Below are 14,882 nucleotides of genomic sequence, written 5' to 3' on the forward strand. Positions count from 1 at the left end.
GGGCCGGACGGCGCACGCGGGGGGTGTCTCAGGGTTTGACGGCGAGGCCGCCGTAGGCCCAGGCGTGGCCGCCGGGGATCTGTTCCTGGTATTCGACCGGGTCCGGCCGCCACGTGACGACCTCGACGAGGCCCGGGTCCAGGAGGTCCCAGCCCTCGAAGAAGCGCAGCGTCTCGTCGTGGCTGCGCGGCACCATGGGGGCGGAGCTGTTGTCGTACGGCTTGGTGAACTCCTCGCGGCTCAGGTTGTCGGCGAAGTCCATGGTGATGTGCGACAGCAGCAGGTGGCTGCCGCTGGGCACCGCCGCCTTGAGCTGCTCGACCACCCCGTACGGGTCCTCGTCATCGGTGACGAAGTGCAGGATCCCGGCCAGGATGACGGCCACGGGACGAGTGAAGTCGAGCACCTCCCGGACCGCGGGGTCGGACAGGATCTTCTGTGGCTGCCGCAGGTCCGCCTCGATCATCTCCGTCGCGCCCGCCGGGTCACCGGTCAGCAGGGCACGCCCGTGCACGAGGACGATGGGGTCGTTGTCGACGTAGGCCACCCGGGTCTCGGGCACGGCCCGCTGGGCGATGACGTGGGTGGGGTCCTGGGTGGGGAGCCCGGTGCCGATGTCGAGGAACTGGGTGATGCCGGCTTCGGCCGCCAGATACCGTACGGCCCGGCTCACGAAGGCACGGTGGGCGCGCACGCCCTCACGGGTGCCCGGCGACAGCTCGATGAGCCCCTTGGCGGCCTCACGGTCGGAGGCGAAGTTGTCCTTGCCGCCCAGTAAGAAGTCATAGATCCGGGCGGGGTGAGGAATGTGCGGATTGATCCTTGCAGCCGGGGCGTCGGCGTACTCCGGATCCCGCGGGTCCGTCTTTTTGCCACTGTGCGTCAAGATCTCTCCCTGATGGATCGGCGACGATCGCCGGGCCTGACGGGGGCGCGGGCGGCCCTCGCCGAGGAATGTGCTTTCAGATGTTTCCTCGCTGCCGGGCCCGGCGTTACGGACAATTCACGCTACGCCGTGACGGCCGCTCCTGAAGCGGGCGCGGCGACAGGCCACCGGCGTCGTGCACGGCTGCGCCGGCACCGGCAAGACGTTCGCGGTGCAGGCGGTGCTGGAGGACCTGCGCGCCGGGACCGCACCGTGCGGCCAGACGCCGCGCTGACGCTGACCTTCACCAGCAAGCCCACCATGCGCCTGGTGGCCGAGGAACTCCTCAAGGCGCTGACCGGCAGCGCGCACTCCGCTCGTCCCTGCGATCCGAGCCCGCGCCGCCACCCCAGGCGGCCGCAACAGCGGCCGGAGGCGGCCGCCCCGCGTCTGCCCGCCACAGCGGAGGAGTGGCGCACGCAGCTCGCCGAGCTCACCCGCGCACTGGAGCCAGCGGACAGCTCGCCGACCAGCACTGGGAATTCGGCCGGCTGTACGGGGCGCTGCTAGACGTCGTCGTCGCGCTCGGCAACGCCTATCCCGGAGGCATCGACCGGTTGAAGCCGCGCCACTGAGCTCCCGGTCTCGACCCAGGTGCGCACCGGAGCTCTGGTGGCCCGCCGCTCGGGCCTGTACATGCTGATACCACAGCAGGCACGGCAGCCGGACGTGACCGTTCCCAGGTGCGTCGCTGGATCACCCAACGCCCTGCGACCCTCACCCCTCAGCTCCTCCACCGGATCACCGCGTCCGGGACCGCGACATGGCCGTAAGCCCCTGACTCCTGGGGACCCCAGGAGCATTCCTGGGTCCCCAGGAGGATTACGAGAACCGCGGGCTCTGCTCCCCGAGCTAGAGGACATCCTCGGCCCCGACCACCCCAGCACCCTCTACGCCCGGGGCAGCCTCGCCCGCTGGACGGGGAAAGCCGGCGATGCGGTCGCCGCGCGCGACCAACTCACCGCCCTGCTCAGTCCTCGTCCTGCCACCTGCGCAGATCCGTCTGGTCATGATAGGCCATGCGGTCCGGCGTGGTGATAAATTCCATCGTCGTGCCCCAGGGCATGCGGCAGTAGCAGACCTTGTTTCCAGGACCTTTCTCCGTTGCATAGGGAATAGCGCGAGGCGCCGTGAGTGGGGTGCCTCCGGCCTTTTTGAAGCGCTCAACCGATGCGTCGATGTCGTCGGTGTAGAGAGCGAAGTGCGTGATGCCGAAGTCGCTCGCTCGGATCGGCTGGGCTTGTTCGGGGCCGTGCATTTCGAAGAGCTCGATATCGGGCCCGGTTCCGATCTTGACCATCGCCTGCGCGCGCACGACCGTTCCAGGGAAAGCGCCAACGGCCCGCTCGAATTCGGGTCCCTGCCGCGGCGGATCCTGCGGTCCGAAGGACTGATAGATCACCTGGCCGCCGAAAGCTTCCACCAGGAACGATTTTGCGGCTTCGATGTCGGGCACCGTGATGCCGATATGATTGACGCCGCGAATGACAGGTGCGGACATGACAGTTTTCCTTTCTTATTTGATCGATCGATCGGGATAGGTGCGGGCGCAACTTGCCCGCAGTGTCGCGATCCGCCCGGCCCACGACGGCGCGGTCGCAGATTTTCACTTGGCCTTGAGGAAATCGATCAGAGCGGCCGCGACTTCATCCGGCCGTTCGTCCGCGACATAGTGGCTACACTGCGCAATCGAGCCGCCCGTCACATTGCTGGCGAACTCTTTGAGCATCGGCACCATCTGCGCACCGAAGCGCTGATCCCCGCCGAGACCTAGCACCGGTATCTCGAGCGGTTGCTTCTTGTACTCGAGCGCGGCCGCATGGTCGGCGGTGAGGGTCCGATACCATTCCATGCCGCCGCGGGTGCGGCCAGGAAGCGCCATCGCTCTCGCGTAGATCTCGATGTCCGCCGGATTGAAGGTGCTGTGATCGTAGAACCGCTCAGACATGAAGGTCGAAATATAGTCATATTCACGGCCATGGATCAGGTGCTCGGGTAGATCCCGGTTCATATGGAAGCTGAAGTGCCAAAGCCTTGCGGTCGTCGCCTCCCATCCGGTCCAGCCGGGAAGCGGAACGTCGAGGACGGCCAGATGGGTAACAGCCTCCCGATAGATGGCGGCCTGCGGCAAGGCGACCATTCCGCCGATGTCATGTCCGCACACGGCGTAGCGTTCATGCCCAAGGGCAACCATGACTTCGTGCGCGTCGCGCGCCATCGTCGCCTTGTCATAGCCGTCGAGCGGGCAGTCGGAAAAGCCCGCGCCGCGCAGATCGATGGCCACTACGCTGAAATACTCGGCCAGCGGCGGCATCACATCGTGCCATTCCCACCATGTTTCCGGCCACCCGTGAAGCAGAAGGATCGGCGGGCCTGAGCCTCCCGTGACAGCGTTGATCTTGATGCCATTCACCGGCATCAGTTGTTGGGTAAACCCCTTCAAAGTTGCGATCATGATCGCTTTCCAGTCAGATGTTGACGTTCAAACAGAGCTCGCGGCCAGCGCTCAGGGCTGATCGAAATCGGTGGCGATCGTGATGTCGCGCCAGGCGTCGATATCGCTGCGGAAGGCAGCCAGCTTTCGCTCAGCAATCGAGTGCGCGATCAGGCCGAGTGGCAGATGAAGCGGGGCGTCATCGGCGTCGACTGCCTGCAGGATCACCGCGATCGCCTTGTCGAGATCGCCCGCCTGATTGCCGTTTTTGGTTTCGCGATAATGCTTGCGCGAGCTCGCGGCGTATTCCGGCATCTCGTTGGCCGCCATCGTGATCGAACGGCCAAGGAAATCGGTGCGAAACGGCCCAGGCTCGACGATCAGCACGCGGATGCCAAACGGCTTCAGCTCGCCGGCGAGCGCTTCGGAAATCCCTTCCACGGCGAATTTGGCGGCGTTGTAATAGCCTCCGCCGCCCGCGATTCCGGCGCCAGACGACATGTTGACGATCGTTCGGCCCGAACGTCGCAAGACAGGCAGGGCGGCTCTGGTGGTTTCGATCAGACCGAAGACGTTCACCTCGAACATCGGCCGATATTCCTCGGGCGCGCCTTCGCGCGCGTCCTGGCTGGAGGGCAGCCCGGAGATGGGCTCGTCATGGCGCTCGAAGGCGTCGCCGTCGTTGAGGCTCGGCGTCGCGCGCAGCACCTCCTTGACGGCCGCCAGCGCCAGCGGCGCATTCCTGGCGACGCGGTCCGCAAGGTCATGCTCGGCGCACGACGTCCTTTCGTCCATCATCGAGAATTCCGCCCACCGTGGGCCCCACCCCTTCACCCAGACATGTCACTCAGTCTTGCTGCACGTACGGCAATCGCGAGAAATGCGATGGGCACAGCGTGGTAGATCAATGACCTGAATCCAACCTGAGCCACGGGTCACGGACTGGCCGCAGGCGGCGGGTGCTGCTGGACCGGGTCGTCGCCCTGTTCGTCCTGCTCTATGCGCAGCCCGTCACCCGTCTTCTCGGCGTCCTGCTCCCGAAGCTGACCCCAGCCCCAAAGTAACGTTCGGTAGCTGAATGGCTCACCGGCGTGGCAGTGGGTGTCTACGGTCGCTGTTCCGCTTGGGCGGCGGTCAGGGCCTTGTGGACGACGCCGATGGAGACCTTGACGCCGGCGGCGATGGTGCGGATGGATTCGCCGCGCTGGCGTCGGGCGAGGATGGCGGCGCGTTTGTTGTCGTCGACCACGGGGCGGCGGCCGCCGGCGCGGCCTCGGCGGCCAGCGGCTTCGAAGCCGTCTTTGGTCTTGCGGACGATGTCGCGGCGGCGGTCTTCGGCCAGGTCGAGGGCCAGGTCGATTATGAGGGAGCGTTCGGTGTGCTTGCCGGCCGCGATGCCCTCCAGCACCTTGACGTCGATGCCGCGCTCGAACAGGTCGCTCACTGAAGCGGAAGCATCACGAGCGAACCCGCAGGGATGGTATGGCCGGCGATCTCCACCTCCGTCGTGGTCGTGCGCGGCGGTAGCGACTGCACGATGGACAGCCAGCGCAGCAGCTCCTCTATGGCGGGCTCGATCTGCGCCGGATCTTTGCGGATCGTGGCGAGCTGGTCTGGGTGTCGCAGCAGGGCCAGGGTGCCCAGGGCGAGCATGTTCGAGGTGGTCTCGTGCCCGGCCAGTAGCAGCAGTCCCGCGATGCCGATCAGCTCGTCGGTGCTGAGGTCGTCGCCGTGCTCGCGTACCAGCATGCCGAGCATGTCCTGGCCCGGGTCGGCCTGGGCGCGGGAGACCAGGCCGGCCATGTAGGCGCGGTCCTCCCGCTGCGCCGCGACGCGCTGCTCCATCGGCAACGAGGTGTCGAGCATGCGCACGGAACGCTTCTGGAAGGCGGCGCGGTCGGCGTACGGCACGCCCAGCAGTTCGCAGATCACCAGCGAGGGCACCGGCAGCGCGAAGTGCGCCACCAGGTCGGCCGGTGTGCCGGCCCGCTCGAGGTCGTCCAGAGCCGCCTGGACGATCTCGGTGATGCGCGGCTCGAGCCTGCGCAGCCGGATCCGACAGCACCTGGCGAACATCATCGTGGCGGCAGACCAGGTAGGCGGGCAGGCCGAACGGCGTCTCCATCCGCACGACGCCCCCGCCATCTCGTGCCTTGGCCAGTTCTTCGACCAGGTCGAACCCGTTCCGCCGCATCTGCAGCGGCAACTCCTGTGCGTACGTCATCTTCTGTCCATCCATCCTGTGATCGTGTGAAATATCCATGCGTTGGCAGGTGAAGGAAGGCGACTGAGATCGAGTGTCTTGTGTGGTTTCACCGGTCTGCGGCGATGCCCGTCCATCGCGGGCTGGGGGCGCTCGCGGAACCCTTTGACCTCGAGTAAGGCGCACGCGAAACCCAGCGTGTCCCGGACTCGCTAAGATCATCTTCTATCGTTCGGCACCACTTGCTGTTCCTGACTCTCCTACTGCGGCGGCCCCATCGTCCACGGCCTGAGCTTGTCGGGGTTGCGTACCGCCCAGATGCGCCTGATCCGGCCGCCTGCGATGTCGAACGCGTACACCGATACGGTGATGCCGTCTTGCTGGGCAACCAGGCCGGGCTGGCCGTTGACCGTACGCTCCAGGATCGTCAGCTTGTGTAGCCTGCCCTCGAGATTGACCAGGGAGCGCGCGATCTGCTCGGCGCCTTCGATCGGGTGGAGCAAGGCGCCGACGATGCCGCCGCCGTCGGCGATCGCCGTGGCGTCGGGGTCGAGGAGGCCGATGAGGGCATTGATGTCCTTGACCTCCCAGGCTTGCTTGAAGTCTTTGACGATGCGGGCCTGCCCGGCCGCCACAGGCGCGGGAGTCTGCGGCGCGCGGATGCGACGGCGGGCCGAGGAAGCGAGCTGGCGGCAGGCCGCCGGGGTACGGCCGACGATGTCGGCCACTTCGGCGAAGGAGTAGCGGAAGACGTCGTGCAGGATGAACGCGACGCGCTCGGCCGGGGTCATCGATTCGAGCACGACGAGGAAGGCCATGTTGACCGACTCATCCAGGGTGACCCGGTCGGCAGGGTCGACGGTGATGCCGTCCGCCCGCCCGGTGATCCACTCGGTAGGTTCGGGTAGCGGCTCGGGGATCCATTCGCCCACGTAGGTCTCTCGCCGGGCGCGTGCCGAGGAGAGCAGGTTGAGGCAGATGCGGCTGGCCACCGTCGTCAGCCAGGCGCCGGGGGATGCGATGGCGTCCTGCTGCCGCCGGGACAGGGCGTACCAGCGGGTGTAGGTCTCCTGGACGACGTCTTCGGTGTCGTCCAGGGAGCCCAGGAGCCGGTAGGCGAGATTGATCAGGTGGCGCCGTTCACTCATGATCGCGCTCAGGCCGGGATCGAGCTGGTCGCCTTCCGGCTCGGATGGGGTGGTCATGAGTGTCGTCGGCTCCCTTGGTCGCATCTGCCTTTACCAGTTCGACAAGACAGCGCAGTGAACTGTGAGGTTGGCGTATCGCCTCACATTTCGAGGTGTTGGGTTGTCGAACTGGTGAGACACCATCCAGCACGCAGGAAAAGCCGACCTCGTCGGCATGCGTGATCGTCCCCTGGGGCCGGCCACTTCGTGATGAAGGACCAATCCCATCGGGTCACAAGCCGCACTTCCTCGTTGAGATCGAGAAGGGAAGACCTCGCCATGCCCACGTCTGAACACCACACACCCCACAAGGTCGTCGTCATCGGCGGCGGCTACGCCGGAACACTGGCGGCCAACCATTTGCGGATGCGCGCCGACATCGACATCACTCTGGTCAATCCCCGCCCGGAGTTCGTCGAACGAGTCCGGCTGCACCAGTTCGTGGCCGGCACCGGCGAGGCCACGGTGGACTACGGCACGCTACTGGGCGAGGGGATCGAGTTGGTCGTCGACAGCGCCACGCGCATCGACACCGCCGCCCGCACAGTGCAGCTGGCATCGGGCCGCGCGCTGAACTACGACTACGTCATCTACGCGGTCGGCAGCACCGGGGCGACACCGTCATCGGTGCCCGGCGCGGCCGCATTCGCGTTCGACATCGCTGAATTCGAGACCGCGCAACGGTTGCGCGCCAGGCTGGAGGAGTTGCCCCTCGATGCTCCGGTCACCGTGGTCGGCGGTGGGTTGACCGGTATCGACACGGCCGCTGAACTGGCCGAACAAGGACGCACGGTCACGCTGGTGTGTGGCCGGACCCTGGCGCCGTCCTTCAGCGCACCGGGTCGCCGAGCCGTGGCCAAGTGGCTGTCCCGGCACGGCGCCGCGGTGCTCGAGGACGTCGCGGTGACCGAGGTCCGGCCGGCCGCGGTCGTCTTCGCCGACGGTGCGGTGCGCGCGAGCGCATTGACCATCTGGGCGGCCGGTTTCGGCGTGCCGCAGCTGGCGGCCGCGAGCGGGCTGCAGACCGACGAGCTCGGCCGGTTGCTCACCGACGAGACGTTGACCAGCGTCGACGACGACCGCGTCGTCGCGGCCGGCGACTCCGCCGCACCGTCGGGCCAGCCGCTGCGGATGAGCTGCTACGCCGCCGGGCCGCTCGGGGCGCAGGCCGCGAACACCGTGCTGAGCCGTATCGCGGGGACCGAACCGGCGACGATCAGACTGGCCTTCTCGGGAGCGTGTGCCAGCCTCGGCCGGCGCGTGGCCATCCGACAGCTCGCCGGTAAGGACGATACCGCGGTGAACGTCTACGTCGGCGGCCGCGTGGGCGCGGCGATCAAGGAAGTGACCACCAATTTCGCGGTGTCGAGAATCCGTCGCGAAGCCCGCAAGCCGGGGTCCCTCGTCTGGCTCAGGGCGGCCCGCGTCCGACCCTCCCCTGACTCGTGCGAGCAGTGAACCCCCGTTGTAAGCAACAGATTGAGAAGGAAGACCTCACCATGTCCACGCCCACGACGGCGACAACAATCGAGACTCAGAAAGCTCCGCCGCGGCTGCGTGGACGGGCGGTGCTGGGCGTGATGCGTTGGATCGTCACGGCGCACACCGTCGCGATCTTCGCCCAGCCGGTGTTCGCCGGCCGCTACATGATCGGCGACTACGACATGCTGGCGCTGCACACGCTCGGCGCCGACCTGGTCACCTATTTCGGGCTGGCGCAGGTCGTGCTGTCGGCGGTGCTCTGGCGGCGAGCCGGGACGCGCTGGCCGTTCTGGGCGAGCCTGCTGCTGTTCCTGGGCGAGTCCGGACAGTACTTCGCGGGAGTGGCCGGTGAGCTGGACCTGCATTTCCCGCTGGGCGTCGCGCTCGCCATGTACGCGTCGATCATGCTGGTCGGGATCTGGCGGACAGCCGGAGAGCAGCCCAGGGGGCAGCGATGAGCGGGCTGTCCCGGCGCCGGTTCTTCAGCCTGACCGGCGGGGCGGGCGCGCTGTTCGCCGCCGGGCTCGCCGGGCCACGGCTGTTCGGATCCGCTGCGACTTCCGGGGAACTGCTCACCAGCAAAGTGCCGCTACCCGCGCCGTTCCAGGTCCCGCTGCCCATTCCGGCTGTGCTGGCCCCGATCGCGCGGGACGCGGACGCCGACCGGTACGAGATCGTCCAGCGGCAGACCACGGTGGAGATCCTGCCCGGACTGCGCACGCCGATCTGGGGCTACCAAGGCACGTTCCCCGGGCCGACCATCGAATCCCGCAGCGGCCGGACGGCGATCGTCCGGCACCGCAACGAACTCCCGGTACCGACCGTCGTCCACCTGCACGGCGGCCGCACCCCGTCGGAGTCCGACGGCTACACCACCGACCTGGTGCTGCCCGCCGGCGGCACGCACACGACGCACTCGCACGGCGGGCACACGGGCATGCAGGATCCGCACGCGAGGGTCACTCAGGGCATGCGCGATTACGTGTATCCGTTGCAGCAGCATGCATCGACGCTCTGGTACCACGATCACCGGATGGACTTCACCGGGCCCGCCGTCTACCGCGGCCTGGCCGGATTCCACCTCATACGGGACACCGAAGAGGACGCGTTGCCGCTGCCGCACAGCGAGCGCGAACTGCCGCTGATGATCACCGACCGAGCGTTCGCCGAGGACGGCTCGATGCACTACCCGTCCGTCGACCGGTCACTGACCACCGTGCACGGCGTCGAGGACTCCTACATCGAGGGGGTGCTCGGTGACGTGATCCTGGTGAACGGCGCACCCTGGCCGGTGGCCGAAGTGTCGGCGACCAGACACCGACTGCGGGTGCTCAACGCGTCCAACGCCCGCCGCTACGACCTCGCGCTCGACCCACCGCCACCCGGTGGCCAGGCCTTCACGCAGATCGGCTCGGACCAGGGCCTGCTCGACACGTCGCGCGTGCACGACCACCTCCCGATAGCCCCGGCCGAGCGTTATGACCTGGTCGTCGACTTCGGCCGCTACCCGGTCGGCTCCGAGGTCACCCTGGTCAACCGGCTCGGCACCGGATCGACTGCCCAAGTGATGCGGTTCCGCGTCGCCCGGCGCGACAAAGAGGACAGCCACATCCCGGACCGGCTCAGCGAAATCGAACCACTCGACCGCGCGCAAGCGACCGTGACCCGGGACTTCTCCTTCCGCGGCGGGCGCCTCGGTGACCGGCACGGCTGGACGATCGGCGGCCGGCCGTACGCGCCGTCCCGAATCGACGCCCGGCCCCGGCTCGGCGACGTGGAGATCTGGCGCTTCGTGGTGGACCTGCACCATCCGATCCACCTGCACCTGGTGAACTTCCGCGTGCTCTCCCGCGGTGGCCGCGCGCCCGGCCCATACGACGCCGGCCGCAAGGACACCGTCGATCTGCGCCCCGGCGAGGCGGTGGAGGTGATCACCCGGTTCGACGGCTACCGCGGACGCTACATGTTCCACTGCCACAACCTCGAGCACGAGGACATGGGCATGATGGCCAACTTCGAGACGATCTGACCGGCCATGAAAGCACCGAATCCAGCGCCGGCGAACTGGCCCACGCCCGCGGCATCAGCGTGTCGGCGCGGTGCTTCCACGAGCCGCCCAGGCGCCATGCTCGCGCCGTGCCGGTGAGGCGAATCCGTTGGAAACTTCCCCGGGAACCACAGCGAGGCCGCGACTTCGAACCGAAGTTGTGCACAACTCCTGTAAGGAGACTCATTAACATGCCAAAAATATTCCAGCGCACCAATGACAAGGCGGCCACCGTCGCACGAAGCGGCTGGAACTTGAGCCGAATCCGCCCCATCGCCTTTTGGGCCACCACGTTTATCATCGTCTTCGAGTTGGCTGCTGGATCGGTGTGGAATCTTGTACCGATCGAATGGATGGAAGTCCAGATGCGCCACCTGGGATACCCGCGCTACTTCGTCTACATTCTCGGCGTGTGGCAGGTCGGGGCGGCCGTCGCGATCATCGCGCCCGAGCTCCGGCTGATCAAGGAATGGGCCTACGTGGGCGCCTTTTTCCTGTGGTCGAGTGCCGTGGCGTCGCATCTGATACTCGGCGACGGTCTTCAGGCGTGGGGGGTGCCACTGATGTTCGGGGTGTGCGCCATCGCGTCGTGGGTACTGAGGCCTGCCGACCGTCGGCTCCCGGCGACGCGGCTACGTCGGGACCGCCCTGCCGACGCTGGACAAGATGGGGCCGGTCCGCCGGAAACCCGTCCTCGCGCGTGGGCCGTTCCGATCGGGCTCCTCGTTGTTCTGTATGCCGTTTCGTTCCTCACGCTGCCCGCGGCCGAAGCCATGACGCACGAGTGGGCAGTTGAGAACGGCTGGATCGACGAGTAGCGGCCTTGAAGGTCTCGACGTCTCGCCGACACATGGTTCCGCGACAACCGATCCGGCTGCAGGCCCAGGGCAAGACCGTCATGCTCCTGTCCGCCGACAAACCCCAAGTCGCGGCCGACATCGCCGCCGCCGTCAGCATCGACGACTACCGCGCCGCGACCATGCTGCCCGAGCACCAGCCCTCCGCCGTCACCGAACTGCGCACCCGCCACGGATCGATCGCCCTGGTCGGCGACGGCATCAGCGACGCGCCCGCGGCGGGTGGCGCTCGATGAACGGAGCTCGCCGCTTGGCATGACTACCGCGAGGCCACATTTGAGAGGGCATTTGATTTGAGTAGGTTGCGGCTTATGTTCTAGTAAGTGCCGCGCCAGGTTGGGGTGCTTTCGTCTTTTATGCGCTTTGTCAGGTAGTTGATCGACACGATGTGGATCATGGCTTGAGAGCTGGCGGGCAGGGTTTCATAATCGCGGGTTACCCGGCGATACAGCATGAGCCAGCCCAAGCTACGTTCGACGACCCAGCGGCGTTCGACGACGTGGAATCCGCGGGTTTCGGCTTTTCTGGAGACGACTTCGACGTCGATGCCTAACGTGGCGCCGTGTTCGATTGAGGCGTTCTTGAAGCCGGTGTCGACCCAGGTTTTGGATATCGTCGGGTAGGCGCTTTTGGTTTGGTCGAGGAGCCCTTTGCCGATCACGTTGTCGGACAGGCCTGCGGCGGCGACGGCCACGGCGAAGATGATGCCGAGCGTGTCGGTGACGATGCCGCGCTTGCCACCGACGATCTTCTTTGCGACGAGTGTTGCTCGTCCTCGGTGGCGACGGCCACGGTTGTAATAGCGCAGGATCTAACAGAGGCATTCTAAGTGAGCACCAGCCGCTGAGGTAACGTGGGCTGATCTTCCGAAACTTAGGTACACAGGTTGAATTCGCAGAGCCGGTCATGGGTGGTCAGTGCTCTCACCACCGTACTGGCGGGCTGCTCCCAGCGTTGTAGCTCGGTCAGTCGTTGATCCCGGTGTGGTAGTGGCAGAAGACTCCACCTGTGGGATGACCCGCACCAGCGGCTGGACGACCATTGCGGGTTATGAGGACCCCATTGAGGTTCGTCCAGGCAACGCGCCAGGCCGCCATCGAGACGCTGCCGTGACTTCAGGCCAGATACCGAAGGGTGTCGCAGCGGTGCCCAAGCGAAGAGTCATCAAGATCTTCAGAGTGGTGCTCGCTGTCCTGGTCGGGATCCCGGCCGCGGTAGTCGCCGGGCTGCTTCTTTGGGACGGCAGCATCGACACCGGCCCGCGCCGGGAGCTCTTCCCCGGTGTCCAGATCGACCTGCGGACGGCCCAGACGCGGCGTGGCCCGATCGAGTACGACCTGTACGGTACGGAAGGTCCGGTGCTGCTGTCTGTTCACGCCGGGCTCGGCGGAGCCGACCAGGGACGACTGTTCGCCGGCTGGCTGCAGCAGGGCGGGTTCCGCATCCTGAGTCCTTCGCGGCCCGGTTACCTCGGCACGCCCTTGGAGAGCGGCCGGACCAACGAGGAGCAGGCCGACCTGCTCGCCGCGCTGCTGGATGAGCTCGGCATCGACCGGGTCGGAGTCCTCGCGGTCTCGGCCGGGAGCCCGGTGGGCTACACCTTCGCCGCACGCCATCCGGATCGGATCTGGGGGATGGTCTCCATCGGCGGAGTGAGCAAACAGCAGCCCCCCGGTAAGCCGAGCTCGTCACTGCGGAGAACGTTCCTGAACACCGTCGGGCAGAAGCTCACCCGGCTGACGGCGATGCTCTCGTTCGAGACCGTGGTCTCGGCGACGTTGGACGAGACCAGCACCTTCAACGAGGAACAGCGGGCCGGGCGGCTCTCGTACATCATGAACACGCCACGCGTGCGGACGCTCTTCGAGGCGATGTTCGAAACGACATTTCCCTACGAGGAGCGCTGGCCGGGCACCGACAACGACGCGGCGCAAGCCCGGCGCGGCGGTTCTCCTCTGGAGCGGATCACGGCTCCGACATTGGTGATCCACGGAAGGCAGGACGGCGATGTGTCCTTCGACCATGGAGAATACGCGGCCGAGCGGATACCCGGCGCGCAACATTACTGGATGGAGAATGAGGATCACCTGGGCTTCTGGCTCAGCCCCAGGGCGGACCAGTCACAAGCCGTGGTGCGGACGTTCCTGCGGCAACACGCGCCGCGCGAATGAGCCGTCGGCTGCTACCGATAGTCCGTTAGATCAAGATTCTGGCTGGGCGGGGATGGTGTCGCGGGGGCTCCCGAGAAGGGAGCCAGGCGATGACCAAGCCCAAACCTGCTCCGCCCGCGCCAGGGGCGCTGGAGGGGTAGGCGGCCAGGTTTGATGATCTGTTCACTCATCTGGGGCAGCGGCGCGGGGTCCGGGAGTATGTGGCGGGGTTGCCGCCGCCGCGGGAGCGGAACAAGACGGCTGCGGCACTGGCCGGGGCTGAACCGGTGGCCGGGTCCAAGAGCGCGGCGGCGCAGCGGGGGCAGTATTTCCTGTCGGAGTCGTGCTGGGATCCCGAGCGGGTTCAATGCCCGGCGGGTGGAGTTATTGCCGGCCGAGGCGGCGACCGCGTCCCATCCGGATGGGGTGTTGGTGATCGATGACAGCGGAGACCGCAACGATGGGAAGGCCACCGCGCATGTGGGCCGCCAGTGGCTGGGCCGCCTGGGCAAGACCGACAACGGCATCGTCACGGTGAGCACGCTGTGGGCTGATGAGCGGATCTACTATCCGCTGCATGCCCGGCCCATCATTTCGCCCTGGACCAAGCCGCCCCGCTGCGTCCTGCCCCGGACCCGATCACGGACCCGGGGCGAATCAGTGACCTGCACATACGCCGACGAGACCGGCTCGGCGGCGTCCTTCACGAGTACGCACATGCCGCTTGACCTGCACGGATGTAATTTCGGCAGGCGCATCCATCACGCCCTGATGAGGCTGCTCGGGCACCGCGACTGGTGGCTGCCCCGCCCGCTGGCCCGCCCGCTGGCCCTCCCGCGCCCGGCCCCGCCGACGCCCGATCCCCAGCCGGAACCCGAGCGCGTGGCGCGCTCATGGCGTTCACCGGTCGAGCGGGCGCACGGACGCCGCCGGAAAGGCTTGCCCGATTGTCCCCTGGCACCTGGCGGCGCGCTCAGCTCAGGTACCGCACCAGCATCAGTCGCAGCTCGGCCACCAGTTCCGCCGCCCGTTCCTGCGTGGCCGTGGTGATCATCGGCATCACCGCCTTCACCATGGCCAGCGCCATCGTCCCGGTGAGCAGCGCCCGCTCCTCCGGCAGCCCGGGAGTGCGACGGCGCAACATGGCCGCGATGTGCCCCGCGATGGCCTCGTGCAACTGCTGCGAGGCCGCCGCCAGCCTATCGCCGGTGGCAGTGCCGTACAGCAGCGACCAGTACGCGGGCGAGGCCGTCTTGAACGCCACACTCTCATCCACCAGCCGCTCCACCAGCGTCTCCAGCGGCACATCCGGACTGACGGCGGCGAGTTGGGCGGCCCAGAACTCCTGCCGGTCATCGGTGTAGCGCGTCACCAGCCCGTCGAGGATCTCCTCCTTGTTGCGGAAGAACTGATACAGCGACCCGGGCGAGATCCCGGCCCGCGCGGCCACCTGGTTCGTCGTCAGCTCCAGGTAACCCACTTCGGCGACCACCAGTTCGGCGGCGTCGAGGATCTCGGCCATGCGCTTCAGGCCGCGCGCCTGCCGACGGACTGAGCGTTCAGGCATGGCCGACCTCCTCGTTGACAAATGCGAGCA

At 67.0% G+C, this 14,882-nt stretch carries 16 protein-coding genes and 1 pseudogene; 8 read left to right on the forward strand and 9 right to left on the reverse strand.

Features of this window, described 5'->3' with window-relative positions:
* Positions 1 to 28 precede the first annotated feature (28 nt).
* The gene (locus AB0C27_RS44480) at positions 29 to 886 is read right to left on the reverse strand and encodes an SAM-dependent methyltransferase (protein ID WP_357858182.1); all 858 of its coding nucleotides are present in this window, start codon (positions 884 to 886) and stop codon (positions 29 to 31) included.
* 252 nt (positions 887 to 1,138) lie between these two features.
* Between AB0C27_RS44480 and AB0C27_RS44485 the strand changes: the two genes are divergently transcribed.
* A complete protein-coding gene (locus AB0C27_RS44485) occupies positions 1,139 to 1,435 on the forward strand; it encodes a hypothetical protein (RefSeq protein ID WP_357858185.1) in 297 nt (98 codons plus the stop codon).
* Between the two features lie 460 nt (positions 1,436 to 1,895).
* On the opposite strand, the gene AB0C27_RS44490 is transcribed toward AB0C27_RS44485, so the two are convergent.
* From AB0C27_RS44490 to sigJ, 6 genes are all read right to left on the reverse strand, one after another.
* A complete protein-coding gene (locus AB0C27_RS44490) occupies positions 1,896 to 2,426 on the reverse strand; it encodes a VOC family protein (protein ID WP_357858188.1) in 531 nt (176 codons plus the stop codon).
* Between the two features lie 105 nt (positions 2,427 to 2,531).
* Positions 2,532 to 3,380, reverse strand: coding sequence for an alpha/beta hydrolase (locus AB0C27_RS44495; RefSeq protein ID WP_357858191.1), 849 nt, complete (start codon positions 3,378 to 3,380; stop codon positions 2,532 to 2,534).
* A 51-nt stretch (positions 3,381 to 3,431) separates the two neighbouring features.
* The gene (locus tag AB0C27_RS44500) at positions 3,432 to 4,157 is read right to left on the reverse strand and encodes an SDR family NAD(P)-dependent oxidoreductase (protein WP_357858194.1); all 726 of its coding nucleotides are present in this window, start codon (positions 4,155 to 4,157) and stop codon (positions 3,432 to 3,434) included.
* 307 nt (positions 4,158 to 4,464) lie between these two features.
* Entirely contained in the window at positions 4,465 to 4,803 is a 339-nt protein-coding gene (locus AB0C27_RS44505; protein ID WP_357858197.1) for a helix-turn-helix domain containing protein, read from the reverse strand.
* On the reverse strand, positions 4,800 to 5,438 hold the full coding sequence (locus AB0C27_RS44510) for a cytochrome P450 (RefSeq protein WP_357858200.1): 639 nt from the start codon (positions 5,436 to 5,438) through the stop codon (positions 4,800 to 4,802). Before AB0C27_RS44510 ends, AB0C27_RS44505 begins: the two co-directional genes overlap by 4 nt.
* A 384-nt stretch (positions 5,439 to 5,822) precedes the next feature.
* Positions 5,823 to 6,767, reverse strand: a complete 945-nt coding sequence (gene sigJ, locus AB0C27_RS44515; RefSeq protein ID WP_357858203.1) for an RNA polymerase sigma factor SigJ — start codon at positions 6,765 to 6,767, stop codon at positions 5,823 to 5,825.
* A 261-nt stretch (positions 6,768 to 7,028) separates the two neighbouring features.
* On the opposite strand from sigJ, the gene AB0C27_RS44520 reads away from it, so the two are divergent.
* The 5 genes from AB0C27_RS44520 to AB0C27_RS44540 all read left to right on the forward strand — a co-directional run bounded on the left by AB0C27_RS44520 (position 7,029) and on the right by AB0C27_RS44540 (position 11,371).
* Positions 7,029 to 8,207 (forward strand): FAD-dependent oxidoreductase, encoded by a 1,179-nt coding sequence (locus tag AB0C27_RS44520; RefSeq protein WP_357858206.1) that lies wholly within the window; start codon positions 7,029 to 7,031, stop codon positions 8,205 to 8,207.
* Positions 8,208 to 8,329: 122 nt separating this feature from the next.
* Positions 8,330 to 8,689 (forward strand): hypothetical protein, encoded by a 360-nt coding sequence (locus tag AB0C27_RS44525; RefSeq protein WP_357858209.1) that lies wholly within the window; start codon positions 8,330 to 8,332, stop codon positions 8,687 to 8,689.
* Entirely contained in the window at positions 8,686 to 10,260 is a 1,575-nt protein-coding gene (locus tag AB0C27_RS44530) for a multicopper oxidase family protein (protein WP_357858213.1), read from the forward strand. The genes AB0C27_RS44525 and AB0C27_RS44530 overlap by 4 nt, the downstream gene beginning before the upstream one ends.
* Positions 10,261 to 10,469: 209 nt before the next feature.
* The gene (locus AB0C27_RS44535; RefSeq protein ID WP_357858216.1) at positions 10,470 to 11,096 is read left to right on the forward strand and encodes a DoxX family protein; all 627 of its coding nucleotides are present in this window, start codon (positions 10,470 to 10,472) and stop codon (positions 11,094 to 11,096) included.
* A 32-nt stretch (positions 11,097 to 11,128) separates the two neighbouring features.
* Complete coding sequence (locus AB0C27_RS44540; RefSeq protein WP_357858219.1) at positions 11,129 to 11,371, forward strand: hypothetical protein; 243 nt, start codon at positions 11,129 to 11,131, stop codon at positions 11,369 to 11,371.
* Positions 11,372 to 11,451: 80 nt separating this feature from the next.
* On the opposite strand, the pseudogene AB0C27_RS44545 reads toward AB0C27_RS44540, so the two are convergent.
* A pseudogene (locus AB0C27_RS44545) lies at positions 11,452 to 11,892 on the reverse strand (transposase); the annotation flags it as partial.
* Positions 11,893 to 12,148: 256 nt separating this feature from the next.
* Between AB0C27_RS44545 and AB0C27_RS44550 the strand changes: the two are divergent.
* Together AB0C27_RS44550 and AB0C27_RS44555 are read left to right on the forward strand one after the other, a co-directional pair.
* The gene (locus AB0C27_RS44550) at positions 12,149 to 13,306 is read left to right on the forward strand and encodes an alpha/beta hydrolase (protein WP_357858222.1); all 1,158 of its coding nucleotides are present in this window, start codon (positions 12,149 to 12,151) and stop codon (positions 13,304 to 13,306) included.
* A 198-nt stretch (positions 13,307 to 13,504) separates the two neighbouring features.
* Positions 13,505 to 14,335 carry a transposase gene (locus AB0C27_RS44555; protein WP_357858607.1) on the forward strand — a complete coding sequence of 277 codons (831 nt, stop codon included), beginning with the start codon at positions 13,505 to 13,507 and terminating at the stop codon, positions 14,333 to 14,335.
* Here the strand turns inward: AB0C27_RS44555 and AB0C27_RS44560 are convergent.
* Positions 14,259 to 14,852 (reverse strand): TetR/AcrR family transcriptional regulator, encoded by a 594-nt coding sequence (locus tag AB0C27_RS44560; RefSeq protein WP_357858225.1) that lies wholly within the window; start codon positions 14,850 to 14,852, stop codon positions 14,259 to 14,261. The genes AB0C27_RS44555 and AB0C27_RS44560 overlap by 77 nt on opposite strands.
* Positions 14,853 to 14,882: the final 30 nt, after the last annotated feature.

The sequence above is a fragment of the Nonomuraea sp. NPDC048882 genome (assembly GCF_040649755.1).
In the GTDB taxonomy this organism is placed as follows: Bacteria; Actinomycetota; Actinomycetes; order Streptosporangiales; family Streptosporangiaceae; genus Nonomuraea; species Nonomuraea maheshkhaliensis.

Coding starts and splice junctions, on each gene's coding strand:
- AB0C27_RS44510 (WP_357858200.1), bottom strand. CDS start 5,438: ATGATGTTCGCCAGGTGCTGTCGGATCCGGCTGCGCAGGCTCGAGCCG.
- AB0C27_RS44550 (WP_357858222.1), top strand. CDS start 12,149: ATGACCCGCACCAGCGGCTGGACGACCATTGCGGGTTATGAGGACCCC.
- AB0C27_RS44530 (WP_357858213.1), top strand. CDS start 8,686: ATGAGCGGGCTGTCCCGGCGCCGGTTCTTCAGCCTGACCGGCGGGGCG.
- AB0C27_RS44560 (WP_357858225.1), bottom strand. CDS start 14,852: ATGCCTGAACGCTCAGTCCGTCGGCAGGCGCGCGGCCTGAAGCGCATG.
- AB0C27_RS44490 (WP_357858188.1), bottom strand. CDS start 2,426: ATGTCCGCACCTGTCATTCGCGGCGTCAATCATATCGGCATCACGGTG.
- AB0C27_RS44535 (WP_357858216.1), top strand. CDS start 10,470: ATGCCAAAAATATTCCAGCGCACCAATGACAAGGCGGCCACCGTCGCA.
- AB0C27_RS44520 (WP_357858206.1), top strand. CDS start 7,029: ATGCCCACGTCTGAACACCACACACCCCACAAGGTCGTCGTCATCGGC.
- AB0C27_RS44495 (WP_357858191.1), bottom strand. CDS start 3,380: ATGATCGCAACTTTGAAGGGGTTTACCCAACAACTGATGCCGGTGAAT.
- AB0C27_RS44540 (WP_357858219.1), top strand. CDS start 11,129: ATGGTTCCGCGACAACCGATCCGGCTGCAGGCCCAGGGCAAGACCGTC.
- sigJ (WP_357858203.1), bottom strand. CDS start 6,767: ATGACCACCCCATCCGAGCCGGAAGGCGACCAGCTCGATCCCGGCCTG.
- AB0C27_RS44500 (WP_357858194.1), bottom strand. CDS start 4,157: ATGATGGACGAAAGGACGTCGTGCGCCGAGCATGACCTTGCGGACCGC.
- AB0C27_RS44525 (WP_357858209.1), top strand. CDS start 8,330: ATGCGTTGGATCGTCACGGCGCACACCGTCGCGATCTTCGCCCAGCCG.
- AB0C27_RS44555 (WP_357858607.1), top strand. CDS start 13,505: ATGTGGCGGGGTTGCCGCCGCCGCGGGAGCGGAACAAGACGGCTGCGG.